The sequence below is a fragment of the Sphingomonas rosea genome, from assembly GCF_039538065.1.
GTDB lineage: Bacteria > Pseudomonadota > Alphaproteobacteria > Sphingomonadales > Sphingomonadaceae > Sphingomicrobium > Sphingomicrobium rosea.
In genome coordinates this window covers 34,375-60,281 of record NZ_BAABBR010000001.1, presented here as the reverse complement: position 1 = coordinate 60,281, position 25,907 = coordinate 34,375, and the positions used below count along the sequence as shown (strand labels likewise).

General features: G+C 67.8%; 26 protein-coding genes. 25 read left to right on the top strand and 1 reads right to left on the bottom strand.

Going from position 1 to position 25,907, the window contains the following annotated elements:
* Nucleotides 1–32 precede the first annotated feature (32 nt).
* From ABD693_RS00300 to ABD693_RS00185, 24 genes are all read left to right on the top strand, one after another.
* Nucleotides 33–1,160, top strand: coding sequence for a L,D-transpeptidase family protein (locus tag ABD693_RS00300; protein WP_344694952.1), 1,128 nt, complete (start codon nt 33–35; stop codon nt 1,158–1,160).
* Between the two features lie 10 nt (nt 1,161–1,170).
* Nucleotides 1,171–1,833, top strand: coding sequence for a M23 family metallopeptidase (locus tag ABD693_RS00295; RefSeq protein ID WP_344694951.1), 663 nt, complete (start codon nt 1,171–1,173; stop codon nt 1,831–1,833).
* Between the two features lie 112 nt (nt 1,834–1,945).
* Nucleotides 1,946–2,509, top strand: coding sequence for an elongation factor P (gene efp / locus ABD693_RS00290; protein WP_344694950.1), 564 nt, complete (start codon nt 1,946–1,948; stop codon nt 2,507–2,509).
* Nucleotides 2,510–2,621: 112 nt separating this feature from the next.
* A complete protein-coding gene (locus ABD693_RS00285) occupies nt 2,622–3,437 on the top strand; it encodes an inositol monophosphatase family protein (protein WP_344694949.1) in 816 nt (271 codons plus the stop codon).
* A gap of 89 nt (nt 3,438–3,526) precedes the next feature.
* A complete protein-coding gene (gene ndhC / locus ABD693_RS00280; protein WP_344694948.1) occupies nt 3,527–3,904 on the top strand; it encodes an NADH-quinone oxidoreductase subunit A in 378 nt (125 codons plus the stop codon).
* Nucleotides 3,905–4,002: 98 nt separating this feature from the next.
* Nucleotides 4,003–4,476: a NuoB/complex I 20 kDa subunit family protein gene (locus ABD693_RS00275; protein ID WP_344697543.1), complete on the top strand. Its 474-nt coding sequence runs from the start codon at nt 4,003–4,005 to the stop codon at nt 4,474–4,476.
* Nucleotides 4,473–5,357: an NADH-quinone oxidoreductase subunit C gene (locus ABD693_RS00270; RefSeq protein ID WP_344694947.1), complete on the top strand. Its 885-nt coding sequence runs from the start codon at nt 4,473–4,475 to the stop codon at nt 5,355–5,357. The genes ABD693_RS00275 and ABD693_RS00270 overlap by 4 nt, the downstream gene beginning before the upstream one ends.
* Before the next feature lies 1 nt (nt 5,358).
* Complete coding sequence (locus tag ABD693_RS00265; RefSeq protein ID WP_344694946.1) at nt 5,359–6,639, top strand: NADH-quinone oxidoreductase subunit D; 1,281 nt, start codon at nt 5,359–5,361, stop codon at nt 6,637–6,639.
* A complete protein-coding gene (locus ABD693_RS00260) occupies nt 6,639–7,334 on the top strand; it encodes a complex I 24 kDa subunit family protein (RefSeq protein ID WP_344694945.1) in 696 nt (231 codons plus the stop codon). The genes ABD693_RS00265 and ABD693_RS00260 overlap by 1 nt, the downstream gene beginning before the upstream one ends.
* Complete coding sequence (locus ABD693_RS00255; RefSeq protein WP_344694944.1) at nt 7,331–7,468, top strand: hypothetical protein; 138 nt, start codon at nt 7,331–7,333, stop codon at nt 7,466–7,468. Before ABD693_RS00260 ends, ABD693_RS00255 begins: the two co-directional genes overlap by 4 nt.
* Nucleotides 7,468–8,778: an NADH-quinone oxidoreductase subunit NuoF gene (nuoF, locus tag ABD693_RS00250; protein ID WP_344694943.1), complete on the top strand. Its 1,311-nt coding sequence runs from the start codon at nt 7,468–7,470 to the stop codon at nt 8,776–8,778. Before ABD693_RS00255 ends, nuoF begins: the two co-directional genes overlap by 1 nt.
* A 164-nt stretch (nt 8,779–8,942) precedes the next feature.
* Entirely contained in the window at nt 8,943–9,473 is a 531-nt protein-coding gene (locus ABD693_RS00245; RefSeq protein WP_344694942.1) for a hypothetical protein, read from the top strand.
* Between the two features lie 7 nt (nt 9,474–9,480).
* Nucleotides 9,481–11,490, top strand: a complete 2,010-nt coding sequence (gene nuoG / locus ABD693_RS00240) for an NADH-quinone oxidoreductase subunit NuoG (RefSeq protein ID WP_344694941.1) — start codon at nt 9,481–9,483, stop codon at nt 11,488–11,490.
* Entirely contained in the window at nt 11,487–12,533 is a 1,047-nt protein-coding gene (nuoH, locus tag ABD693_RS00235) for an NADH-quinone oxidoreductase subunit NuoH (RefSeq protein WP_344694940.1), read from the top strand. Before nuoG ends, nuoH begins: the two co-directional genes overlap by 4 nt.
* Nucleotides 12,534–12,540: 7 nt before the next feature.
* Entirely contained in the window at nt 12,541–13,023 is a 483-nt protein-coding gene (gene nuoI, locus ABD693_RS00230) for an NADH-quinone oxidoreductase subunit NuoI (protein WP_344694939.1), read from the top strand.
* Nucleotides 13,024–13,038: 15 nt separating this feature from the next.
* Complete coding sequence (locus ABD693_RS00225; RefSeq protein WP_344694938.1) at nt 13,039–13,641, top strand: NADH-quinone oxidoreductase subunit J; 603 nt, start codon at nt 13,039–13,041, stop codon at nt 13,639–13,641.
* On the top strand, nt 13,638–13,943 hold the full coding sequence (gene nuoK / locus ABD693_RS00220; protein ID WP_344694937.1) for an NADH-quinone oxidoreductase subunit NuoK: 306 nt from the start codon (nt 13,638–13,640) through the stop codon (nt 13,941–13,943). Before ABD693_RS00225 ends, nuoK begins: the two co-directional genes overlap by 4 nt.
* 1 nt (nt 13,944) lies before the next feature.
* Nucleotides 13,945–15,990, top strand: a complete 2,046-nt coding sequence (gene nuoL / locus ABD693_RS00215; protein WP_344694936.1) for an NADH-quinone oxidoreductase subunit L — start codon at nt 13,945–13,947, stop codon at nt 15,988–15,990.
* A 1-nt stretch (nt 15,991) separates the two neighbouring features.
* On the top strand, nt 15,992–17,524 hold the full coding sequence (locus tag ABD693_RS00210) for an NADH-quinone oxidoreductase subunit M (RefSeq protein WP_344694935.1): 1,533 nt from the start codon (nt 15,992–15,994) through the stop codon (nt 17,522–17,524).
* Nucleotides 17,524–18,948 (top strand): NADH-quinone oxidoreductase subunit NuoN, encoded by a 1,425-nt coding sequence (nuoN, locus tag ABD693_RS00205; RefSeq protein ID WP_344694934.1) that lies wholly within the window; start codon nt 17,524–17,526, stop codon nt 18,946–18,948. The genes ABD693_RS00210 and nuoN overlap by 1 nt, the downstream gene beginning before the upstream one ends.
* Entirely contained in the window at nt 18,945–19,655 is a 711-nt protein-coding gene (locus ABD693_RS00200; protein WP_344697542.1) for a biotin--[acetyl-CoA-carboxylase] ligase, read from the top strand. The genes nuoN and ABD693_RS00200 overlap by 4 nt, the downstream gene beginning before the upstream one ends.
* A 1-nt stretch (nt 19,656) precedes the next feature.
* Entirely contained in the window at nt 19,657–20,445 is a 789-nt protein-coding gene (locus ABD693_RS00195; protein WP_344694933.1) for a type III pantothenate kinase, read from the top strand.
* Nucleotides 20,442–22,076: a ribonuclease J gene (locus ABD693_RS00190; RefSeq protein WP_344694932.1), complete on the top strand. Its 1,635-nt coding sequence runs from the start codon at nt 20,442–20,444 to the stop codon at nt 22,074–22,076. Before ABD693_RS00195 ends, ABD693_RS00190 begins: the two co-directional genes overlap by 4 nt.
* The gene (locus tag ABD693_RS00185) at nt 22,073–22,333 is read left to right on the top strand and encodes a DUF1467 family protein (RefSeq protein WP_344694931.1); all 261 of its coding nucleotides are present in this window, start codon (nt 22,073–22,075) and stop codon (nt 22,331–22,333) included. The genes ABD693_RS00190 and ABD693_RS00185 overlap by 4 nt, the downstream gene beginning before the upstream one ends.
* 3 nt (nt 22,334–22,336) lie before the next feature.
* On the opposite strand, the gene ABD693_RS00180 is transcribed toward ABD693_RS00185, so the two are convergent.
* A complete protein-coding gene (locus ABD693_RS00180; RefSeq protein ID WP_344694929.1) occupies nt 22,337–24,634 on the bottom strand; it encodes a coiled-coil domain-containing protein in 2,298 nt (765 codons plus the stop codon).
* Nucleotides 24,635–24,699: 65 nt separating this feature from the next.
* On the opposite strand from ABD693_RS00180, the gene ABD693_RS00175 reads away from it, so the two are divergent.
* Complete coding sequence (locus tag ABD693_RS00175; RefSeq protein ID WP_344694927.1) at nt 24,700–25,884, top strand: hypothetical protein; 1,185 nt, start codon at nt 24,700–24,702, stop codon at nt 25,882–25,884.
* Nucleotides 25,885–25,907: the final 23 nt, after the last annotated feature.

Here is a 25,907-nt window from a genome sequence, read left to right as displayed (position 1 = left end):
GGAGCCAAGTCAATTTCCCCGCGAGGTGCGTTTTGCCCAATTTCCGTGTTGCTGCCGCCGTTGCCGGCCTCCTCTCCACGCTGGCGCTCGGCGCGACCGCTTATGGCCAGGCGCCCGCGCCGGCCGCTGCCGAGCCCGCCGAAGCGGCGTGGGTGCCGCCGGGTCGTCCGGGCTCGCCGATCGATTCGACCATCTTCCACGCGCAGGTGCTGCTCGATGCCGCCGGCTTCCCGAGCGGAGTCATCGACGGCAAGAAGGGCATGGTCTTCGAGCAGGCGCTTCGCGGCTTCCAGCAGAGCCGCGGCCTGCAGATGAACGGACAGCTCGACGGCCCGACGCGGGCGGCCCTGCTCCAGCAGAACCGGCCGTCGGTGAAGGTCCTCGAACTCACCGCGACCGACGTCGGCGGCCCGTTCGTCTATCCCTTCCCGAAGGAGCCCAAGGACCAGGCCAAGCTCAAGGGCATGGACTATCGCAACATGCTCGAGAAACTGGCCGAGCGGTTCCACACCACGCCCGACACGATCGTCGCCCTGAACGGGCCAGACAAGCTGATCGGCGCGGGACAGAAGCTGCTCTTGCCGAACATCCTCCCGGCTTCGCGCGACTATGCGGGCGCGATCGACGACAAGCAGTCGGGTCTCCTCAGCCTCTACAACGTCGACGCCGCGCAGCCGCAGGGCAATTTCATCGTCGTCGACAAGAGCGAGGGCGTGCTCCGGGTCTATCAGGGGGAGGTGCCGGAAGGCGCCTACAGCACCGAGAAGAAGCGCGGCGCGCCGCCCAAGCTCGACGACAATCCCGGCAAGCTCGTCGCGCAGTTCCCGGTCACCATGGGCTCGACCCACGATCCGCTCCCGCTCGGCAAGTGGAAGGTCCCGACCTTCGCCTTCGATCCGCCGTTCCACTATCAGCCCGACCTGTTTTGGGACGCCAAGGACAAGTCGGCGCCCGACCAGATGCTGCCGCCGGGCCCCAATGGCCCGGTCGGGGTCGCCTGGCTCGACCTCACCAAGGAGCATTACGGCATCCACGGCACTCCGGCCCCGGAGACCATCGGCCGCGCCGAAAGCCACGGCTGCATCCGCATGGCGAACTGGGATGTCATCCGCCTGTCGCGGATGATGAAGCCCGGCTTTACGGCGATCTTCCAGGCCTGAGCCCGCTCGCATGAAGAAGAAGGGGCGCAAGTTCAGCATCTTCGGCAATGCCATCGTCCTCGCCATCTTGGTGGCGGGGGGATGGCTGCTGTGGAGCAATGTGACGCGCTCGGCCGACCCGCCTTCGGGGGCCGAGGCGATCCTGTCCGACTCGGCCAAGCGGGTCGGGGTCGATCGCGCCAGGGGCGCACCGCGAAAGGCAGTGGCCCGCGGCGGCGAGCCCTTGCTGATCGCGCCCTCGGGTCTTGCGATCCCGGTCATCGGGATCGAGACGAAGGCGCTGACCGACACCTATACCCAGAGCCGGGCAGGGGGCGCCCGGGTCCACAATGCGATCGACATCATGGCCCCGCGCGGAACCCCCGTCGTTGCGGCGTCCGACGGCACGGTCGAGAAGCTCTATTATTCGAACGGCGGCGGCGGGATCACCGCTTATGTCCGCTCCACCGACGGGCGGTGGATGCACTATTACGCGCACCTCGACGCCTATGCGCCCTCGCTGCGCGAGGGGGCGAGAATCCGCCGCGGCGACCCGATCGGCCTCGTCGGCTCGACCGGCAATGCCAGTCCGGACGGTCCGCATCTCCACTATGCCATCTACCGAATGAACCCAGGCGAGCGCTGGTGGCAGGGGACGCCCGTCAATCCCTATCCGCTGCTGAGCGGGAAGTGAGCGGCGGGCCGGTAACTTGATGCCCGGGCCGAACGCGGCTAGGGCGCGACACCGTTGGCCGGGTCCGCCCGGCTGAGCTCTTTCAACCTGTAGAAGCGGTAGGCAGCGATCCATGAAGATCAGCGGCGTGGACATTCGTCCCGGCAACATCATCGAGTACGAAGGCGGCATCTGGCGTGCGGTGAAGATCCAGCACACCCAGCCCGGCAAGGGCGGTGCCTACATGCAGGTTGAGCTGAAGAACCTGCGCGACGGTCGCAAGAACAACGTCCGCTTCCGTTCGGCCGAGACGGTCGAGCGCGTCCGCCTCGACACCAAGGACTTCCAGTTCCTCTACCCCGAGGGCGACATGCTCGTCTTCATGGACAAGGAAACCTACGACCAGGTCAGCCTTCCGCGCGACCTGCTCGGCGACGCCGCCGCCTTCCTCCAGGACGGCATGGATGTGGTGATGGAGCTCTACGACGAGGAAGCCATTTCGGTGCAGCTTCCCGACACCATCGAGGCGACGATCGTCGAGGCCGATGCCGTCGTGAAGGGGCAGACCGCCTCGTCGAGCTACAAGCCCGCCGTTCTCGACAATGGCGTGCGCGTCATGGTCCCGCCGCACATCTCGAGCGGCACGAAGATCGTCGTCGACGTCTACGAACAGACCTACGTCCGCCGCGCGGACTGAGCCTTTCCCCTCCTGCTTGCGGGAGGGGCCAGGGGAGGGCCTGTTCGCGGTTCCTCCCGAGTGACAATCCCTCCCCCAGCCCCTCCCGCCAGCGGGAGGGGAGGAGAATGACATGGTTTCCCATTCCGGCCTGATCGCCGTCATGCAGAAAGCGGCCCGCCGCGCCGCCCCGCGCCTGCGCCGCGACTTCGGCGAGGTCGAGCAGTTGCAGGTCTCGAAGAAGGGCCCGGGCGACTTCGTCTCCATGGCCGACAAGCAGTCGGAGCAGACGCTCGTCGAGGAACTGCGCGCCGCGCGCCCCGACTGGGGCTTCCTGCTCGAGGAGGGCGGCTCGATCGAAGGCAATCCGGCCAAGCCGCGCTTCATCATCGATCCCCTGGACGGCACGACCAACTTCCTTCACGGCATCCCGCACTTCGCCATCTCGATCGCGGTCGAGGAAAAGAAGCCGAACGGGCAGGGCGACATCACCCACGCGGTGGTCTACCAGCCGCTGACCGACGAAACCTTCTGGGCCGAGAAGGGCCGCGGCGCCTGGCTCCACGACCGGCGCCTGCGGGTCTCGGCGCGCCGCTATCTCGACGAAAGCCTGATCGGCACCGGCATCCCGCATCTCGGCCGGTCCGACGCGGCGCAGTGGACCAAGATCTACAATGCCATCGCCCCCGAGGTCGCTGGGATCCGCCGCTTCGGTGCGGCCAGCCTCGACTTCGCCTGGGTCGCGGCCGGCCGCATGGACGGCTTCTGGGAAGACGATCTCGACGCCTGGGACAGCGCCGCGGGCATGCTGCTGGTCAAGGAAGCGGGCGGGTTCGTGTCCGACTTTCGCGGGCAGGACCGAATGACCGAGCGGCGCGAATATCTCGCGGCCAATGGCGACCTCCACAGCCGCCTCCACAAGCTCGTCGCCGGGGCGCTCCGGGCCTAGGCCCGGGCAACTTACGGACCAAGTGCCGGTTGTCTCTATAGCGCCCCTGTTCTAGAGGGCGAACAAGCCTGTTTTGACGGAGTCTCGTCGTGGCCTCAGTTGCCGCACAATATCTGCCGATTTTGCTGTTCCTGGCGGTCGCGCTCGCGCTGAGTGGCGTGTTCGTGATCGCCCCGATCATCGCATCGAAGTTCACCGGCACGGACAAGCCCTATGCCGAAAAGCTCAGCGAATATGAGTGCGGCTTCCCCGCCTTCGAGGACAGCCGCAGCCAGTTCGACGTCCGCTTCTACCTCGTCGCGATCCTGTTCATCGTGTTCGACCTCGAGGCTGCCTTCCTCTTCCCGTGGGCGGTGACGCTCAAGGAAACGGGCTGGCTCGGTTGGGGCGCGATGATGGTGTTCCTGGCGGAGCTTGGCCTTGGCCTCGCTTATGCCTGGAAGAAGGGAGCGCTCGAATGGGAGTGATGCTCGACCCTGCGGCGAACCCCAATCCCACCGAGGAAGAGATCGCCCGCGCCTACGGCCTGACGCCCGGCAGCCCCGAGCATGCCCGCCTGACCGAGATGGGCAAGGACCTCGACGAAAAGGGCTTCCTCGTGACGTCCGCCGAGGACCTGTTCACCTGGGCCCGGACCGGCTCCTTGTGGTGGATGACCTTCGGCCTCGCCTGCTGCGCGGTGGAGATGATCCACGTCAACATGCCGCGCTACGACCTCGAGCGGTTCGGCGTCGCCCCGCGCGCCTCCCCGCGCCAGTCCGACGTGATGATCGTCGCGGGCACTTTGTGCAACAAGATGGCCCCGGCGCTGCGCAAGGTCTACGACCAGATGGCCGAGCCGCGCTACGTCATCTCGATGGGCAGCTGCGCCAATGGCGGCGGCTATTACCATTACAGCTACAGCGTCGTTCGCGGTTGCGACCGCATCGTGCCTGTCGACATCTATGTCCCGGGCTGCCCGCCGACCGCCGAGGCGCTGCTTTACGGGATCATGCAGCTGCAGCGGAAAATCCGCCGCGAAGGGACGATCGAGCGGTGACCCATTCCGCACCCAGGACCGCGTCCGACGCGGGCGTCATCGCCGCCGCCGAGGCCGCGCTCGGCGCGCTGATCCTCGAGACCAAGGACCATGCGGACGAGATCACGCTGACCGTCCAGCGCGAAGGCCTCGCCGAGGCCTGCCGGCTGCTGCGCGACACGCCGGGCCTCGAATATCAGCAGCTGATGGAGATCGCCGGGGTCGACTATCCCGAAAATCCCGAGCGCTTCGAGGTCAACTACCACCTCCTCAGCCTGACCCAGAACCGGCGCATCCGGGTCAAGGTCCGGACCGATGAGGCGACCCCGGTGCCGACCGTGACCGATCTGTGGCCCGTCGCCGGCTGGCTCGAGCGCGAGGTGTTCGACCTTTACGGCGTGACCTTCGCGGGGAATGCCGACCTCCGCCGCATCCTCACCGACTACGGCTTCGAGGGGCACCCGCTGCGCAAGGACTTCCCGCTGACCGGGTTCACCGAGATGCGCTATTCCGAAGCCGAGAAGCGCGTTGTCTACGAACCCGTCAGCCTCGCGCAGGACTTCCGCTCGTTCGACTTCCTGACCCCGTGGGGCGGGCCGGAATATAAGCTTCCGGGTGACGAGAAGGCCGAGCCGCAGGCCGCCGGCGCACCGTCCCCTGCGCCGGCCAAGGCCGAAGAGCCCAAGCTCAAGCCCGCCGCCGGTGCCGGCGAGCGGGGCGGCGAGAAGCCCTACAAGACCGACAACGAGGACCAGGGCACCGCCGGCGCCAAGGAAGCCAAAGCCGAGGCCCGCAAGAGCGGCGAGGCCAAGGCGGCAAACGCCGGTGGCAAGGCGACGTCGATCGACGAGCCGAAGCCCGACAGCCCCAACGTGACCCGCGACGGCGGGGAGGCGCAGTAAGATGGCAAGCGAGCAGGACCTGCTGGGCTTCGCGGATCACCCCGCGACGGCCAGCGAAGTGCAGAAGCAGACCCGTACGGTCGAGGTCGGCCTCAACGTCGAACCCGGCGACGAGGCGATCAACAACTACACGATCAATTTCGGACCCCAGCACCCGGCCGCGCACGGCGTGCTCCGGCTAATCATGGAGCTCGACGGCGAGATCGTCGAGCGCTGCGATCCCCACGTGGGGCTGCTCCACCGCGGCACCGAGAAGCTGATCGAATACAAGACCTACGCGCAGGCGATCCCCTATTTCGATCGCCTCGATTACTGCTCGCCGATGTGCATGGAGCACAGCTTCGTGCTCGCGGCCGAGAAATTGATGGGCCTCGAGGTTCCGCTTCGGGCCCAGTACATCCGGGTCCTGATGGCGGAACTCACCCGCATCAAGAACCACATGCTCAACCTCGGCTCGCACATCATGGACGTCGGCGCGATGACGCCGAACCTGTGGCTGTTCGAGCTGCGTGAAGACCTCATGCAGATTTACGAGAGCGTGTCGGGCGCGCGGATGCACGCCAACTATTTCCGCGTCGGCGGCGTCCATCAGGACATTCCGCCCAAGGTGTTCGACGAGATCGGCACCTTCCTCGACACGCGCCTGCAACTGTTCGAGGATGCGATCAGCCTCGTCGCCGACAATCGCATCTTCAAGCAGCGCAACGTCGACATCGCGATCGTCTCCAAGGAAGACGCGATCCGCTGGGGCTTCTCGGGGCCGATGATCCGCGGCTCGGGCATTCCCTGGGACATCCGCAAGTCGCAACCATACGAGGTCTACGACCGGATGCAGTTCGACGTGCCCGTGGGCACGCGCGGCGACTGCTACGACCGCTTCATGGTCCGCGTCGAGGAAGTCCGGCAGAGCTGGCGGATCGCCCGCCAGTGCATCGCCGAGATGCCCAAGGGCGAGATCGGCACCACCGACCGCAAGGTCTTCCCGCCCAAGCGGGCCGAGATGAAGACCTCGATGGAAGCGCTGATCCATCACTTCAAGCTCTACACCGAGGGCTATCACGTCCCCGCGGGCGAAGTGTATGTCGCGACCGAAAGCCCCAAGGGCGAATTCGGCGTCTATCTCGTCGCCGACGGCACCAACAAGCCCTACCGCTGCAAGATCCGGCCGACCGCGTTCAGCCACCTGCAGGCGATGGACTTCATGATGAAGGGTCACATGCTGGCCGATACGACCGCCGTATTGGGCGCGATGGACATCGTGTTCGGGGAGTGTGACCGCTAATGGCCGAGCGTCATTTCGCCCCCGACGTCCCCGAGCTGCGCGAGCGCTGGGGCAATTTCGCCTGGGACAAGGCGCATGCCCCCGAGGCGAGCCGCGCGCTCGCCAAATATCCGGATGGCCGCAAGGCTTCGGCCGTGATCCCCTTGCTCGACCTCGCCCAGCGCCAGGTTGGCGCCGAGACGGGCACGCAGGGCTGGCTGCCGATTCCCGTGATCGAGTTCGTCGCGGCCGAGTGCGGCTTGCCGCCGGTGCGCGCGATGGAGGTCGCGAGCTTCTACACCATGTTCAACCTGGTGCCGGTCGGCAAGTATCACGTCCAGGTGTGCGGCACGACGCCGTGCATGCTGCGCGGGTCGGACGATGTCCTCAAGGCGTGCTATGCCAAGGGCATGAAGAAGGGGAAGACCACCCCCGACGGCCTGTGGACGCTGACCGAGGTCGAGTGCCTCGGCGCCTGCGCCAACGCGCCGATGGTCCAGATCAACGACGACAATTTCGAGGATCTGACCGAGGAGAGCACCACCGCGATCCTCGACGCGCTCGCGGCGGGCAAGCCGGTCAAGGTCGGCTCGCAGACCGGGCGCCAGACGAGCTGCCCCGAGGGCGGCCCGACCAGCCTCAAGAAGATGACCGAGCGCAACTACGACTATCGCCCGATGTGGGCGGAAGCGGCGCCGGCGGGCGAGGGCGCATGAGCATCGCCGTCATCGTGGTGGCGCTGCTCGCCATCTTCCTCGCCTTCCGCTTCATCACGGGCGTGGTGAAGTTCGCCGTGATCCTGCTGATTCTGGGCGCGGCTTTCTATTTCCTCAGCCAGGGCGGCATCTGATGGGTTACACCGGGCCTCTCGCGGACAAGGACCGCATCTTCACCAACGTCTACGGCTTCCAGTCGCCCGATCTGAAGGCGGCGCAGGCGCGTGGCGACTGGGACAACACCAAGGCGCTGATGGCCGTAGGCCAGGACGCGATCATCGACGCGGTCAAGGCCTCGGGCCTGCGCGGGCGCGGCGGGGCGGGCTTCCCGACCGGCATGAAGTGGAGCTTCATGCCCAAGGAGCCCAAGCCGGGTAAGCCGAACTTCCTCGTCATCAATGCGGACGAATCCGAGCCCGGCTCGTGCAAGGATCGCGAGATCATCCGCCACGATCCGCACAAGCTGATCGAGGGCGCGCTGATCGCTTCCTTCGCGATGCGTGCGCGAGCCTGCTACATCTACATCCGCGGCGAATATATCGTCGAGGCGCAGGCGCTCGAAAAGGCGATCGCCGAGGCCTATGCCGCGGGCCTCGTCGGCAAGAATGCTGCGGGCTCGGGCTACGACTTCGACATCTTCTGCCACCGCGGCGCGGGCGCCTACATCTGCGGCGAAGAGACCGCGATGCTCGAGAGCCTCGAGGGCAAGATGGGCCGTCCGCGTTTGAAGCCCCCGTTCCCGGCGGGTGCGGGCCTCTACGGCTGCCCGACCACTGTCAACAACGTCGAATCGATCGCGGTGGTCCCGACCATCCTGCGCCGCGGCGCCAGCTGGTTCGCGGGCTTCGGCCGCGAGAAGAACGAGGGCACCAAGCTCTTCCAGATCAGCGGCCACGTGAACAAGCCGTGCGTCGTCGAAGAGAGCATGAGCATTCCCTTCCGCGAGCTGATCGACCGCCACTGCGGCGGCATCCGCGGCGGGTGGGACAATCTCCTCGCGGTGATCCCGGGCGGGTCCTCGGTCCCGCTGGTGCCCGCCGCCGAGATCATGGACGCGCCGATGGACTTCGATGGCCTGAAGGCGCTGGGCTCGGGCCTCGGCACCGCGGCGGTCATCGTCATGGACAAGTCGACCGACATCGTCCGCGCGATTTCGCGCATTTCCTATTTCTACAAGCATGAGAGCTGCGGCCAGTGCACCCCGTGTCGCGAGGGCACCGGCTGGATGTGGCGGATCATGGAGCGGCTTCGCGAAGGCGATGCCAGCCCCGACATGATCGACCGCCTCCACGACGTCACCAAGCAGGTTGAAGGCCATACCATCTGCGCACTCGGCGATGCCGCCGCGTGGCCGATCCAGGGCCTGATCCGCCATTTCCGCCCTGAGTTGGAACGTCGCATCGCCGAGCGGAACGGCAGCGGCATGTTGGAGGCTGCAGAATGAAGTATCTCTCTGTGAGCGCATTTGGCTTGGCGACCGTTCTCCTCGCTGGAACGGCTTCGGCCCAGTCCACCACGCCGACCCCGGCGCCGGTTCCCAATATGGGTCGGACGCTGCCGCCCGTTCCTGAGGTCTCGGTTCCTTCCGGTGCAACCACGGGCGCCCTCTTGCGCACGGGCGACGAACGGCTCGCGACGAACTATTACAGCGCCCTGTCGATGACCTCCTGCGCGTTCAGCGCCCCGGTCGCGGCGCGGGTGCTGTCGACGCCGATCGGCTCGGTCGCCGAGGAGCAGGAGATCAACCGCTACCTGCGCGGCAACCTGCGCTGCTCGACCGCGACCCGCAGCATCGCGCTGCCGATCGTCCGCGGCGCGATGGCCGAGTGGCTGGTGAAGCGTGGCGGCGAGGCGCCGGTCGGCGGGCCGCGTCCCGGCACCATCGCCTTTGCGCCGACGGCCGCCAAGTCGCTGATGACCGCGACCGACATCGCGCTCTGCCACGTCACCGCCCAGCCGACGGCGGCGCGCCGGGTGCTCGACACCCAGCCGGGTTCGGCCGCCGAGGTCCAGGCCGAGAGCGGCCTGTTCACCGCCGCCCCGACCTGCGGCGGTGCCGCGCGTCCGGCCGGGCTCAATCCTGTCATCTATCGTGGCCTGATCGCCATGGCACTCGCCAGCCAGGCTGGCCGGAGCTGATTACCTAATGCCCAAGGTTACCGTTGACGGCGAAGAGATCGAAGTCCCCGCGGGGGCGACCGTGCTGCAGGCGTGCGAGCTTGCCGGCAAGGAGATCCCGCGCTTCTGCTACCACGAGCGGCTGAGCATCGCCGGCAACTGCCGGATGTGCCTGGTCGAAGTGGCGCCGGGGCCGCCCAAGCCGCAGGCAAGCTGCGCGCTTCCGGCCGCCGACAATCAGGTAATCCGTACCGACACCGCAATGGTGAAGAAGGCACGCGAGGGGGTGATGGAGTTTCTGCTCATCAATCACCCCCTCGACTGTCCGATCTGCGACCAGGGCGGCGAATGCGACCTGCAGGACCAGGCGATGGCCTATGGCCGAAGCTCGACCCGGTTCGACGAGAACAAGCGCAGCGTCGACGACAAATACATGGGTCCGGTCATCAAGACCTCGATGACCCGCTGCATCCAGTGCACCCGCTGCGTGCGCTTCGCCGAGGAAGTCGCCGGTACGCCCGAGATCGGCATGCTCTACCGCGGCGAGGACGCGCAGATCAGCGCCTATCTCGAGCGCGCACTCACCAGCGAATTGTCGGGCAATCTCGCCGACCTGTGCCCGGTCGGTGCGCTGCTCCAGGCGCCGCAGAGCTTCGAGGCGCGGCCGTGGGAGCTGCGCAAGATTCCGTCGATCGACGTGATGGACGCGGTCGGAAGCAACATCCGCCTCGACATGCGCGGGCCGCAGGTGATGCGGATCCTGCCGCGGATCAACGAGGACGTGAACGAGGAGTGGATCAGCGACAAGACGCGCCACCACGCCGATGCGCTCGTCCGCAACCGCCTCGACCGTCCGTGGCTGCGCGAGAACGGCAAGCTGCGCGCGGCGACCTGGGCCGAGGCGCTCGAGGTGTTCGCCGCCAAGCTCAAGAGCGCCGGCTCCAAGGTCGCGGCGATCGCCGGCGACCTGCTCGACGCCGAGACGATGTTCGCGGCCAAAAAGCTGCTCGAAGCCAATGGCTCGGCGCTCCTCGAAGGGCGCCAGACCGGGCTCGACTATGACGTGACCAGTTTGTCGGCGGTCGCGTTCAACTCGACCATCGCGGGCATCGAGGACGCCGATGCGGTGCTGCTGATCGGGACCAACCCGCGCTGGGAAGCGCCGTTGGTCAACACCCGCCTGCGCAAGGCGGTCCGCCGCGGGGCGGGGGTGTTCAGCGTCGGCCCGGCGGTCGATCTCACTTACCCCGTCACCGACCTCGGCGACGACCTGTCGATCCTTGGCAAGCTGCCCAAGGCCGTCACCGACGCCTTCGCCAAGGCCGAGCGGCCGGCAGTGATCGTCGGACCCGGCGCCTTGGGGGCAGGAGCGCTCGGCGCCGCGCTCGCGCTGGTCGACAGCCTCGGTCTCATCAAGGGCGAGTGGAACGGCTTTAACGTCATCCACACCGCCGCCAGCCGGATGGCGGGGCTGTTGCTCGGCTATGCGAGCAAGGGCGGGATCGCCGACATCGAGGCTGCGTCGCCCGAACTCGTCCTGCTGCTCGGTGCCGACGAAGTCGCGCCCGAGCGCTTCGGGCAAGCCTTCAAGATCTATGTCGGGCACCATGGCGACAAGGGCGCGCGGATGGCGGACCTCGTCCTTCCGGGCGCGGCCTACAGCGAGAAGCACGGCACCTTCGTCAACATGGAAGGCCGCGTGCAGCGGGCCGAGAAGGCGAGCTTCCCGCCGGGCGAGGCCCGCGAGGACTGGACCATCTTCCGCGCCGTCTCCGACCTCACCGGCACGCCGCTCGGCTTCGACCGCTTCGACCAGCTCCGCGCGGCGATGATCGCCGAAGTGCCGGCGCTGGCGAACGAGGGGCTGATCGACCTGCCGTGGCAGGCCCCCACGCTCGACGCCAAGGCGGACGGCCCGGTCGGCCTGCCGATCAAGGATTTCTACCTGACCAACGCGATCTGCCGGGCGAGCCCGACGATGCACCGCTGCAGCCAGGAACTCGTTCACGGCCAGACCTTCGCGGAGGCCGCGGAATGACCCAGTTCTTCCAGGATGCCGGTCTGAACTACGACTGGTCGTGGTTCATCGCGACCATCGTCGGAATCCTCGTCATCGCGCTCCCGCTGATGCTGGCGGTGGCGATGATCATCTATGCCGAGCGCAAGATCTGGGCTGCCATGGCGCTCCGCCGCGGGCCCAACGTGGTCGGCCCGTTCGGCCTGCTGCAGAGCTTCGCGGACGGCTTGAAGGTATTCCTCAAGGAAACCATCGTCCCGACCAGCGCCAACAAGGGCCTGTTCCTGCTGGCGCCGATCATCAGCTTCACGGTCGCGCTGATCGTCTGGGCGGTGGTGCCGTTCGACGTCGGCGTGGTGCTCGCCGACATCAACGTCGGCCTGCTCTACATCCTCGCTGCGTCATCCCTCGGGGTCTACGGCATCATCATCGCCGGCTGGGCTTCCAACTCGAAATATCCCTTCTTTTCGGCGCTCCGCGCGGCCGCGCAGATGGTCAGCTACGAGGTCTCGATCGGCTTCGTCCTGATCTGCGTCGTACTCTACGCCGGCACCTTCAACATGACCGAGATCGTGCTCGCCCAGAAGGGCAACATCTTCGGCATCCTGAACGGCTTCGGGTTCAATCCCCTGCTGTTCCCGATGGCGGTGGTGTTCCTGATCTCGTCCATGGCCGAGACCTTCCGCACGCCCTTCGACCTGACCGAGGCGGAGAGCGAGCTCGTCGCCGGTTTCCAGACCGAATATAGCTCGATGAGCTTCGCGCTCTTCTGGCTCGGCGAATATGGCAACGTCATCCTGATGACGGCCCTGAACGCCATCCTGTTCTGGGGCGGGTTCCTGCCGCCGATCGACTGGGCGCCGCTCTACTACGTCCCGGGCATCATCTGGCTGTTCGCCAAGATGATGTTCTTCTTCTTCGTCTTCGGCTGGGTCCGCGCGACCGTGCCGAGGTACCGTTACGACCAGCTGATGCGGCTGGGCTGGAAGATCTTCCTGCCCCTGAGCCTCGTCTTCGTCTTCCTGATTTCGGGCTGGCTGATGCTGACCCGCTACGGAGCCTGACCAGGCCATGATTGCCCAGTTCATCAAGTCGTTCACCTTGTGGGAGTTGGTGAAGGGTCATGCCCTCACCCTGAAGTATTTCTTCAAGCCCAAGGCGACGATCAACTACCCCTACGAGAAGACCCCGCAGAGTCCGCGTTTCCGCGGTGAGCATGCGCTGCGCCGTTATCCCAACGGCGAGGAGCGCTGCATCGCGTGCAAGCTGTGCGAGGCGGTGTGCCCGGCGCAGGCGATCACCATCGAGGCCGAACCGCGCGAGGACGGCAGCCGCCGGACCACCCGCTACGACATCGACATGGTCAAGTGCATCTACTGCGGGCTGTGCGCCGAGGCCTGCCCGGTCGACGCGATCGTCGAGGGGCCGAACATCGAATTCTCGACCGAAAGCCGCGAGGAACTGATGTACGACAAGGCGAAACTGCTCGCCAATGGCGACCGCTGGGAACAGGCGATCGCCGCGAACCTTGCCGCCGATGCGGCCTACCGCTAGGCGCCCCGCAGTCCCATGATCGCACTTCTCGCCTTCTACCTGTTCGCGACCGTCACCATCACGTCCGCCGTGCTGGTGATCTTCGCGCGCAACCCGGTCCACAGCGTGCTGTGGCTGATCCTCGCCTTCTTCAACGCGGCGGGGCTGATGCTGCTGGTCGGCGCCGAATTCATCGCGATGCTGCTGGTCATCGTCTACGTCGGCGCGGTCGCGGTGCTGTTCCTGTTCGTGGTCATGATGCTCGACATCGACTTCTCGAAGCTGCGCTCGGGCTTCAACCGCAACCTGCCGTTCGGCCTGCTGATCGCGCTGGTGCTGCTGGCCGAGATCGTGATCGCCTTCTCGGCGCATCGCGCGGGGCCCGCGATGGCCGCCACGCCCGCGACCAACCCGGTGCCCAACATCGAGGCATTGGGGATCGAGCTCTACAGCCGCTACCTGCTGCCGTTCGAACTGGCGGGCTTCATCCTGCTGGTGGCGATGATCGGCGCGATCGTGTTGACCCACCGCAGCCGCGGCGACAGCCGGGGCCAGAACGCCAACCGCCAGATCGGCCGCCGTCCGCAGGACGCGGTGAAGAACGTCAACCAGCCGGTGGGCGAGGGGATGAAGCTGTGATCGGCCTGACCCATTATCTCGCCGTCTCGGCGATCCTGTTCGTGATCGGCGTGCTCGGCATCTTCCTCAATCGCCGCAACGTCATCCTGATGCTGATGGCGATCGAGCTCCTGCTGCTCGCGGTGAACATCAACCTCGTCGCCTTCAGCGCCTACCTGGGCGACATGAAGGGGCAGATCTTCGCGATGTTCGTCCTGACCGTCGCCGCCGCCGAGGCCGCGATCGGGCTCGCCATCCTGGTCATCTTCTTCCGCCGGCGCGGGACCATCGCGGTCGACGCAGCCGACTCCATGCGCGGGTAACATGCATCCGATCGTCTTCATCGTCTTCCTGCCGCTCCTGGCCGCGATCGTCGCGGGCCTCGGCGGCCGTGCGATCGGCAAGGTGCCGGCCAAGGTCGTCACCACCGGCGCGCTGTTCGTCAGCTGTGCCCTGAGCTGGCCGGTCTTCATCAGCTTCATGAACGGCTCGGCCGAGGCCTCGGTCGTGCCCGTCCTCGACTGGATCCGCTCGGGCGACCTCGTGGTCGACTGGAGCCTGCGCGTCGACGCGCTGACCGCGGTCATGCTGGTGGTGATCACCACCGTCTCGAGCCTCGTCCACCTCTACAGCTGGGGTTACATGGACGAGGACCCCAGCCAGCCGCGCTTCTTCGCCTATCTGTCGCTGTTCACCTTCGCGATGCTGATGCTCGTGACCGCCGACAGCCTGATCCAGATGTTCTTCGGCTGGGAAGGGGTGGGCCTCGCGTCCTACCTCCTGATCGGCTTCTGGTATTACAAGCCGTCGGCCAATGCCGCGGCGATGAAGGCGTTCGTCGTCAACCGCGTCGGCGACTTCGGCTTCAGTCTCGGCATCTTCGGCACCTTCCTCGTCTTCGGCACCGTCTCGATCCCCGCGATCCTCGCGGCGGCGCCGGGCATGGCGGGGTCGACCATCGGTTTCGCCGGCCTGCACGTCGACACCATGACCCTGCTCTGCCTGCTGCTGTTCGTCGGGGCGATGGGCAAGTCGGCGCAATTGGGCCTCCACACCTGGCTTCCGGACGCGATGGAAGGCCCGACCCCCGTGTCGGCGCTGATCCACGCCGCGACCATGGTCACCGCCGGCGTCTTCATGGTCTGCCGCCTGTCGCCAATGTTCGAGGTGTCGCCGACCGCGATGACCGTCGTCACCTATGTCGGCCTCGCGACCGCGCTGTTCGCGGCGACCGTCGGGCTGGTGCAGAACGACATCAAGCGCGTCATCGCCTATTCGACCTGCTCGCAGCTCGGCTACATGTTCTTCGCCGCGGGCGTCGGTGCCTATGGCGCGGCGATGTTCCACCTCTTTACCCACGCCTTCTTCAAAGCGTTGCTGTTCCTCGGCGCGGGCTCTGTCATCCACGCGATGCACCACGAACAGGACATGCGTTACTATGGCGCGCTTCGGAAGGAGATCCCGCTGACCTTCTGGGCGATGGTGCTCGGAACGCTGGCGATCACCGGCGTCGGCATCATCGGAGTGTTCGGCTTCGCGGGCTTCTATTCGAAGGACTCGATCCTCGAGAGCGCGTTCGCGAGCGGCACCGTCCACGGCCACCTCGCCTTCTTCGTCGGCGCCTTCGCCGCGCTCCTCACCAGCTTCTACAGCTGGCGGCTGATCTTCCTCACCTTCTTCGGCAAGGCCCGCTGGGCCGCGTCCGAGCACATCCAGCATGCGGTCCACGGCGATCATCACGATCACCCGGACGAGGAGCATGGCGACAGTTCGCATTCGGCCGCCGCCGCGCCGGTCACCGGCACCGCGGGCTATCACCCGCACGAGAGCCCGTGGTCGATGCTGGTGCCGCTCGGCATCCTCAGCCTCGGCGCGGTCTTCGCCGGTTTCGCCTTCGAGCATTATTTCGTGAACCCCGAGCATGCCGGCGAATTCTGGAAGGGCGCGCTCGTGTTCAACGAGCATCTGATGCACGCCAGCCACCAGGTGCCGAAATGGGTGAAGTTCACCCCCGGCATCGTCATGCTGATCGGGCTCGCCATCGCCTGGAACAACTACATCCGCGATCCTTCGGCGCCGGGCCGGATCGTCGCCGCCACCGGCCCGATCCACCAGTTCCTGATGAAGAAGTGGTATTTCGACGAGCTCTACGCGTGGCTCTTCGTCCGTCCGGCGCTCGCGCTCGGCCGCTTCTTCTGGAAGCGCGGGGACGAGCAGACGATCGACCGCTTCGGTCCGCACGGCGCGGCCTATGCCGTCGGCGTCGGCAACCGGATGACCGCCCGGCTCCAGTCCGGCTACCTCAACTCCTATGCCCTCGTCATGCTGCTCGGCCTGGTCGGCGCGGCGACCTGGGTGATGACCCGCTAAGATGAGCTTTCCCATCCTCTCCCTGATGATCGCCCTGCCGCTGCTCGGCGCGCTCGGCTGCCTGTTCCTCCAGGCCAACGGCGCGCGCTGGCTCGCGCTCGGCACGACGCTGGCGCTGTTCGCGCTCGGCATCATGCTGTGGGCCGCCTACGACCCCAACGGCGCCCAGTGGCAGTTCCGCGAGGCGATCAGCCTCGGCACGCCCTACCTGAACTGGAAGCTCGGGATCGATGGCATCGCGCTGATGCTGATCATGCTCAGCGTCTTCCTGATGCCGATCTGCATCGGCGCCAGCTGGCGCGCGATCGAGAAGCGCGTCCCCGAATATATGGCGGCCTTCCTCCTCATGGAGGCGCTGATGCTCGGCGTCTTCATGGCGCAGGACCTCCTGCTCTTCTACATCTTCTTCGAAGCCGGCCTCATTCCGATGTATCTCATCATCGGCATCTGGGGCGGGGTCGAGCGGATCAAGGCCGCCTACAAGTTCTTCCTCTACACCCTGCTCGGCTCGGTGCTGATGCTGATCGCCATGCTGGTGATGATCGGCCAGGCGGGCACCGGCGATATCCCGACGCTGATGGCCTATGACTTCGCGCCGGGCCTCCAGACCTGGCTGTGGCTCGCGTTCTTCGCAAGCTTCGCGGTCAAGATGCCGATGTGGCCGGTCCACACCTGGCTTCCCGACGCGCACGTCCAGGCGCCGACCGCGGGCTCGGTGATCCTTGCCGGCGTGCTGCTGAAGATGGGCGGCTACGGCTTCATCCGCTTCAGCCTGCCGATGTTCCCCGACGCGAGCGCGCAGTTCGTGCCGCTGGTGTTCGGCCTGTCGAGCATCGCCATCGTCTACACCAGCCTCGTCGCCCTCGTGCAGAACGACATGAAGAAGCTGATCGCTTATTCGTCGGTCGCGCACATGGCGTTCGTCACCTTCGGCCTGTTCGCCTTCAACCGGCAGGGCATCGAGGGCGCGCTGGTGGTGATGCTGAGCCACGGCCTCGTCTCGGGCGCGCTCTTCCTGTGTGTCGGCGTCATCTACGACCGCATGCACACCCGTGAGATCGCGAAGTACGGCGGGCTCGCCAACAACATGCCGGCCTATGCCGTCATGTTCCTGCTCTTCACCATGGCGGCGGTCGGCCTGCCCGGCACCAGCGGGTTCGTCGGTGAGTTCCTGGCGATGATGGGCACCTACGAGGTGTCGACCTGGGGCGCGATCTTCGCGACCACGGGCATCATCCTCGGTGCCGCCTACATGCTCTACCTCTACTGGCGCATCTGCTACGGCACTGCCCGCACCGCCGAGGCGAGCGCGATGGTCGACCTCGACAAGCGCGAGTGGCTGCTGCTCGCCCCGATCGCCGCGGTCGTGCTGTGGATGGGCGTGTACCCTGAAAGCTTCATGGCGCCGATGCGCGCCGACGTCGGCCGCCTGCTGACCCGGATCGAGCGCGTGACGCCCGCCGGTGACAGCCGCCCGACGCCCGGTCGTCCGGTCGCCGCCCAACCCGAACATGCCGCCGGGGAGGCGCACTGATGAACGCCGCTTCGATCCTGCCCGAGATCATCCTCGGTGCCGGCGCCATTGTCCTGATGATGGTCGCGGCCTTCGTCCGCCGCGCCGGTTCGCTCACCCACTGGGGCGCGATTCTCCTCCTGCTCGGCGCGACCGTCGCGCTGATCGGCGCGCCGCAGACCGCCGGCCCGGTGTTCGACGGCATGTGGGCCGCCGACGGCTTCGCGGCCTTCGGCAAGGTGATCATCTTCCTCTCGGCTGCGGTCGCCATCGTGATGGCGCACAACTGGTTCGAGCGCGACCAGGAGCATGGCGCCGAATATGCGGTCCTGATCCTGCTCTCGGCGCTTGGCGCGTCGGTCATGGTCTCGGCCAGCGACCTCATGATGCTCTACGTCGGTCTCGAGCTGCAGAGCCTCTCGGCCTACGTCCTCGCCTCCTACCGCCGCCACGACGAGCGCTCGGCCGAAGCCGGCCTGAAGTACTTCGTCCTCGGCGGCCTTGCGAGCGGCATCCTGCTCTACGGCATCAGCCTGCTCTACGGCTTTGCCGGCACGACCCTCTTCACGGGCGTCGCCGCCGCCTTCGCCAGCGACAGCGCGAGCCTCGGCCTCCTGTTCGGCCTTGTCTTCACGCTCGCCGGCATCGCCTTCAAGATCTCGGCCGTGCCGTTCCACATGTGGACGCCCGACGTCTACGAGGGCGCGCCGACCCCGGTCGCGGCCTTCTTCGCCGCCGGCCAGAAGGCCGCCGCCATCCTGCTCGCCACCCGCGTCTGCCTCGATGCCATGGGCCCGGTCACCGCGCAGTGGCAGCAGATCGTGATCTTTGCGGCGCTGGCCTCGATCGTGCTCGGCGCGGTCGCCGCCTACGGCCAGAACAACATGAAGCGACTGCTCGCCTACAGCTCGATCAACAACGTCGGCTTCGCGCTGGTCGGCCTTGGCGCCGGTGGCCGCGAGGGCGCGCAGGCGGTGCTGGTCTATGTCGCGGTCTATGTCGTGATGACGCTCGGCGCCTTCCTGTGCGTGCTGCGGATGCGCGACGCCGAAGGCCGTCCGGTCGAGAGCCTCGCCAGCCTGTCGGGCCTGTCGCAGACCCGGCCGCTGCTCGCGCTGGCGCTCGCCATGTTCATGTTCAGTCTCGCCGGCATCCCGCCGTTGTTCGGCTTCTGGCCCAAGCTGATGGTCTTCCAGGCCGCTGTTGCCGCCGGGCTCCAGTGGGTCGCGCTTGCCGCCGCCGCGCTGACCGTGGTCGGGGCTTACTACTATCTCAAGGTCATCAAGGTCATGTACTTCGATGCCCCGGCAGAGCGTTACGCCCCGGCGAAGAGCGGCCTTGAGAGCGGGCTCATCTTCGCCACCGCGCTGATCATCAGCCCGGTCGGTTACTTCCTGATCGGCCCGCTCACCGCCGCCGCCGCCAACGCCGCGAGCGTCTTCTGACCTCAATTCCGCGGATTCGCTTCGTCGAGCGGACCGGCTCGACCAACAGCGACCTGCTTGCGCAAACCGGGGCTGCCGAAGGCGAGTGGCTGGTCGCCGCGCACCAGGACCAGGGGCGCGGCCGCCAGAATCGCGTCTGGAACAGCCCGAGCGGCAATTTCCACGGCTCGACCCTGATCCGCCTCCGCCCCGGTGATCCGCCTGCCGCGGGCCTCGCGCTGGTCGCGGGCTTGGCACTGATCCGCGCGGTCGAGGCCGCGGCGCCGGCCACCGGGCTCATGCTAAAGTGGCCCAATGACCTTCTCCTCGGCAGCGCCAAGCTCGCGGGGATCCTCCTCGAGCGGCAGGAGGACCGCGTGGTCGCCGGCTTCGGCGTCAATCTCGCACAGGCGCCCCAGATCGAAGGCCGCGCCACCGCAGCGCTGTCGACCATCATGCTGATCAGCCGCGAAGCCTTTGCGCCCATCCTCGCCGCCTCGCTCACCCGCGAGCTCGAGCGCTGGCGCACCGATCCGGTCGCATCCCAAGCGCTGTGGCTCGAAAGCGCGCATCCGGTCGGCACCCCGCTCAGCGTTCACGCCGCCGCCGACGAGAAGCTCGCGGGCACGTTCGCCGGGCTCGCGCCCGACGGTGCGCTTCGCCTCGCCTTGCCAAGCGGCGAGGAGCGGCGCATCCACGCCGCCGACGTGATGCTCGGAACCGCCTGACATGCTGCTCGCCATCGACGCGGGAAACACCAATGTCGTCTTCGCTCTGGTCGATGGCGATGGAAAGATTGCCGCGCGCTGGCGGATCGCCACCGATCCCCGCCGCACTGCCGACGAATATGCCGTCTGGCTGCACCAGCTGCTCAGCCTCGAAGGCTATGCGCGCGGTGACGTCGAGGGCGTGATGATCGGCACCGTGGTCCCGCGCGCGCTCCACAACCTGCAGGTTCTTGCGCAGAAATATTTCAAGCAGGAAGCGCTGGTGGCGGGGCAGGGGCGGGCCGCCTGGGACATCCGCCTCGACGTCGACGAGCCGCAGAACGTGGGCGCCGACCGCGCGTTGAACGCCATTGCTGCGCACGCCGCCTATCCCGGCGACCTCGTCGTCATCGACTTCGGCACCGCCACCACCTTCGATGTCGTCGACTATGACGGCGCCTACAAGGGCGGAATCATCGCGCCGGGAATCAACCTCAGCCTCGACGCCCTGGTCGCTGCCGCCGCCAAGCTCCCGCGAATCGCGATCGAGGCGCCCTCCGATCCGACCGTCATTGGCCGCACGACCAACAGCCAGATGCTCAGCGGCATCTACTGGGGCTATGTCGCGATGATCGAGGGCCTGCTCGCCCGCGTGAAGGCCGAAATCGGGCGACCGGTCACCACCATCGCCACCGGCGGCCTCGCGACCCTGTTCCAGACCCACACCAGGGTCTTCGACCGAATCGAACCCGATCTCACCATTCAGGGGTTGGCGCTGCTGTGGCAGCGAACCCGCAAGGACCGACCGTGAAATCCAGCAACGAACTTCTCTTCCTCGCGCTCGGCGGTTCGGGCGAGATCGGCATGAACGTCAATCTCTACGGCTGCGAGGGCAAGTGGCTGATGGTCGATTGCGGCATGACCTTCGGCGAGGCCGATTACCCCGGCATCGACCTCGTCCTGCCCGACCTCGACTTCATCGAGCGCCGCCGCCGCGACCTCGTCGGCCTCGTCCTGACCCACGGCCACGAGGACCATATCGGCGCGCTGCCCTATCTCGCCGCGGACTTGAAGGTCCCGCTCTACGCGACGCCCTTCACCGCCGGCCTCATCGCCCACAAGCTCGAGGAAGAGGGGCTGACCGGCCAGGTGCCGCTGAAGCTCATCCGTCCGGGTGACGTGCTCGACCTCGGGCCGTTCCGCGTCACGCCCGTGCCGCTCGCCCACTCGATCCCCGAAGCCAATGCGCTGCTGATCGAGACCTCGCTCGGCCGCATCTTCCACACCGGCGACTGGAAGATCGACCCCACGCCCGTGCTCGGCAACCCGACCAGCCCCGAGAAGCTGCGCGCGATCGGCGACCTCGGCATCGATGTCATGGTCTGCGATTCGACCAACGCCTTCACCGAGGTCGCCTCGGGGTCGGAAGCGTCGGTGTTCGACGGCCTGCTCGATACGGTCGAGGCGGCCCCCGGCCGGGTCCTCGTCACCACCTTCGCGTCGAACGCCGCCCGGCTCCACACCATCGGCCGCGTCGCCGAGGAGAGCGGTCGCCGGGTCGCGGTCGCGGGCCGGTCGATCGAGCGCTACATCAAGGTCGCCAAGGCCACCGGCTACCTCACCGACTTCCCCGAGACCGTCCGCTACGACGAGGCAATGCGGCTTCCGCGCAAAGAATTGCTGGTGGTGGCGACGGGCGGGCAGGGCGAGCCCCGTGCCGCGCTGGGCCGCATCGCCGCCGGTCAGCACGAACTCAAGCTCGGCGAGAGCGACACCGTCATCTTCTCCTCGCGCCAGATTCCCGGCAATGAAACTGCCGTCGGCCGCGTGATGAACCAGCTCGCCGAGCTCGGCGTCCGCACCGTGACCGAGCGCCAGGCGCACGTCCATGTCTCCGGCCATCCGGGACGCCCCGAACTGGTCCAGATGTACGATTGGATCCGTCCGAAATTGCTGATCCCGGTCCACGGCGAGCAACGCCACATGCTCGAGCAGGCCCGCCTCGGCCTTGCCAACGGCGTCCCGAGCGCGCTCGTCCAGAAGAATGGCGACCTCATCCGCCTCGCACCGGGCAATCCCAGGAAGCTCGGCGAGGAGCGCGTCGGCCGCCTCGTGCTCGACGGCGACGTCATCCTTCCCGCCGACGGCAACACGATCAATGAGCGCCGCCGCCTCGCCTTCCAGGGCGTGATCGCGGTGAGCATCGTCATCGGGTCGGGCGGCCGCGTCGCCGCCGATCCGGTGGTCCGTCCGGTCGGCCTTCCGGTCGAGGCCGATCTCGAGGACTTCCTGCGCGATTGCACCGAGACCGCCGCCCGCGCGGTCGAGCCCGGCCGCGATCCCGAGAAGCTCAAGGAAGACGTGCGCCTCGCGGTGCGCCGTTGCGCGACCCTGTGGACCGGCAAGAAGCCGACGGTCGAAGTGCTGGTGACCCGCCTGTGAAGCCGGCGTCCGCGCTCGCTATCTACTTCCTGTTCTTCACCTTCACGGCGTTCCTGCTGCTCCCGTTCGGCGTTCGCACCGACGAGGAAGTGGGCGCCGCCAAGGTCGCGGGGCAGGCCGACAGCGCGCCGCACCGTTTCGACCTCAAGCGGCACCTCGTCCGCTCGGGCATCGTCTCGCTGGCGCTGTTCGCGCTGTTCTACGCCAATTACGTCTTCGGCTGGATCGAGATCGGCGACCTCGACTTCTACAACTAGGCCCTAGCGTCGCCGCTCCAGCACCTGCGCCAGCGCGGTGTAGAGCCGGCCCATGTCGCTCGACAGCAGGGTCACCGCCATCATCCCGCCCTCGCGCTCGCCGGCGACGCGGCGGAGCATCGCCTCGAAATCCTGGACGTAGCGCGTCACCGATTCGGCGAATTCGTGGTCCGCGCCGAATTGCTGGTCGAGGTTGCGGACCTCGCCCGCCGACAGCATCCGCACCGCCTTGCGGGTGAAGACGCCGCGGTCCCCCTTGAGATAGGCCGCCCAGGCGCGGTCATCGACCTCGTCCGACATGATCCGGCCGACGTCGATCGAGGCCGAGTGGAGCTGGTCGATGAGCGTGCCGGCGCGGCGGGCGAAGGCCTCGCTCTCGCGGCTGCGCTCGTCTTCCTCGGTCTTGGCCATGTGCTGTTCGAGCGCGCTCGCCGTGCGACCGATGTTGAGCATCTGGCGCGACAGCCCTTCGGACGCGGTCCGGGCGGCGACCAGCGCCTGCTCGGCGACGGCCTCGACCTCGCGAAGCTGGGCGCGGACGCTGTTTTCGACCGCCTGGGTCAGCGCCGCGCGCACCTGCGCGCTCATCTGGTCGGCGGTGTCCGGAATGACCGACGACAAGGCTTCGCGGGCGCGGGCCGAGGCCTGGGCCGCGGCTTCGCGGATCTGGACCATCGCCTGGACCAGCGCCGGGCCGGTCTCGCCCTGCAGGCGCGCCGCTTCCTCGCCCGCCTGGGTGAGCGCGGTGCGGAGATCGGAAAGCTTCTGCTCGGCCCCGACCACGCCGCTGTCGATCGAGGAAAGCAGGGTCTCGAGCTTTTCCTGCTGTCCCGACAGTCCCGCCGTGCCCTGTTCGAGCCGCTGGCTGGCAAGCCCCGCGGCCGCGCTGATCCATTCGACGTCGGGCCGCGCGGCCTGCACCGCGGCGAGCAACCGCTCGGCACCGCCCTCGGCCATGTTCATCGCACCGGTCAGCTCCTCGCCGCATTCGCGCTGGAGCGCGGCGACCGACGTCCGCAGCTGCTCGGTCCGCTCGGCCAGCGAATCGAGCGATCCGCCGCTCTCGGCCTGCTGGCTCGCCAGCCCGTCGAGTTCGCGGCGGACGCGGTCGATCGCGGTGGCAACGGCCTGCGCCCTGAGGTCGCCCTCGGCGGCAAGGTCGACGAAGCGCTGGTCGACGTCGCCCAGCTGGCGCTCGAGCCCACTGACGAGCGCGGTCACCGCGCGATCCTGCTCGGCGATCCGGGAGGTCAGCCCGTCGAGTGCCGAACCCGCCGCGCCAAGCCGGCTGCCGAGCCGCTCCGCCGCTTCATGGCCCGCGACCCCGAGGGCCGCCGCGCTCTGTTTCATCAGGCCGCGCACCGCGGCCGCCTGCTCGTCGATGCCCGCCCGGACATTGGTCAGCGCTTCGGCCGTGCGAACCAGCAAGGCGTCGACCTCGGCCGAGGCGCCGGTCCCGACGTCGCTGACGCGGGTCGCCGCCGCGGATCCGGCGCTTTCGATCTGCGTAAGGTGCGCGACCAGTCGCTGCGCCGCGCCGCCGACGGCATCCTCCGCCTCGCGCGCACGGCCGCTGATCGCCGCCAGCTGCGCCTCGAGGCTCGCGGCCTGCGCGCTCGCCTCGCGGCCCGAACCGCGCAATTCCTCGGCCATCGCCCGGCTGCTCGCCTCGGCGCGCGGCAGGTCCTCGAGCAAGACGGCGATGTCGTTGCGCGCGCTTTCCGCTGCCCGGTCGAGCAGCGCCGCATGCCGGCTCAGCGTCTCGCTGCCCGTGCCGAGCTCGCGGGTCACGCCGCCCAGCCGGTGGCTCGCCTCGTCGCCCAATCGCATCAGCCGCTCGGCATGGCTCCCGAGCGCCGCCTGTTCATCGTCGAGCCGCTGGCGGAGCACGCCAAGCAATTGCTCGAGGCTGCGCGCCTCGGCCTGCATCGTCTGGACCGCCGCGGTGAAGCGCTCGGCCTCGCGCCGGCGGGTGCGCCCGAAGATCAGCCAGGCGAGCGCCAGCAGCGCCAACGGACCGGCGGCGAGCGACAGCCAGCCCGGCAGCGCGTCGAGCCCGCCGTTGCTCCGCCCGATCTGCCACGCGACGAACCCGATCCACGCCGCGCCCAGCACCAGAAGCGCGACCGCCAGCACCTGCCGGCCGCCCGCGCCGCGCTCGGTGGCGGGGGTCGACGCCGCCAAGCCCCAAGGTTCCTCCTGGCCCTGCGTCGCCCACTCCTCCGCCGGGGGCGCGACCGCCTCGGTCAGCTCGAGCGGTTCATCCGGCATGCCGGCGGCGGAACGGGGCAGAGAGCTCATAAGAGCATGTTTACCACCTTTGCTCGTCCAAGGAAGCGTGCAAGAGGGGGCCCGGGAGGGGACGGATGGCGCTCGGCGCGTTGATTGCGGCACAAGGCGAGGACGATGCGGGCGGGCTTCATGCTCTGGCCCCGCTCGCCGGTCGCACGCTCATCGAATATCAGGCCCGTTGCGCGGCCGCGATCGGCGCCGCGCCGATCGTCGTGCTCGTCGAGCGCGTGCCCCCCGCGCTCCAGAGTGCTTTCGAGCGGCTGCGCGGCGAAGGCATCGTCGTCGTTCCCGTCACCGACGCCGCCGAGGCCGCCGCGCGCTTCGATCCCCAGCTTGCCGTGCTCCAGATCGCCGACGGGGTCGCGCCCGTGCCGACGCTCCTCGCCGAGCTCGCCGCCGAGGAACACCGGACCATCGTCACCGTGCCCGACGACGAGGCGCACCAGGCCTTCGAGCGGATCGACGACAAGCATCGCTGGTCTGGCCTCGCACTCGTCGATTCGGGGCTGCTCGTCGACACCGTCCGGATGCTCGGCGACTGGGACCTCCAGTCGACCCTGCTGCGCCGCGCGGTCCAGGCCGGCGCGCACCTCAAGCCGGCGCCCGAGGGCCTGACCCCCTTCATCACCGGCAGCGCCGACAGCGGAGAGGCATTCGATCGCCATCTCATCGCCAGCTCGCGCAGCCGCCGCCGCGACTGGCCGAGCCGCTTCGTCCTGCCGCTGGTCGAGGAATTGCTCACCCGCCAGCTGATGGGCGCGCCGATCCGCCCGCTGTGGCTGCTCTGGCTCGAGATCGCGCTGATGCTCGGCGCGGGCCTCCTCTTCACCCGCGGCCTGCCGCTGTGGGCGCTGGGTCTGCTCGTCGCGGCGAGCCCGCTCGACCGCCTCGCCGACCGCCTCGCCGCTGTCCGCCTGCGCCCGCTACCGCGCCCGTCGCTCGCGCTTCGCCTGCTCGGCCCCGTCCACGGCCTCGCGCTCCTCGGGCTCGCCTGGTACGAGACCAATCATGGCGGGGGCTGGGGCGCGCTCGTCTCGGCGGCGACCGCCATCGCCTTCGCCGAAGCCGCCCGGGTCGAGCGCAAGGGCCGCGAACTCGGCCCCGACCTGTGGCTGTTCAGCCCACGCGGCGCGGTCTTTGCCGCCATTCCCTTCGCCATCTTCGGCGCGTGGAGCCTGCTCACGGTGGTGCTCGCCTTCTACGCGGCGGCCAGTTTCTTCATCGTCCAGCAGCTTGTTCACGATCCCGAACGCGATTGACGCGCCGTTAACGCCACTTGCGC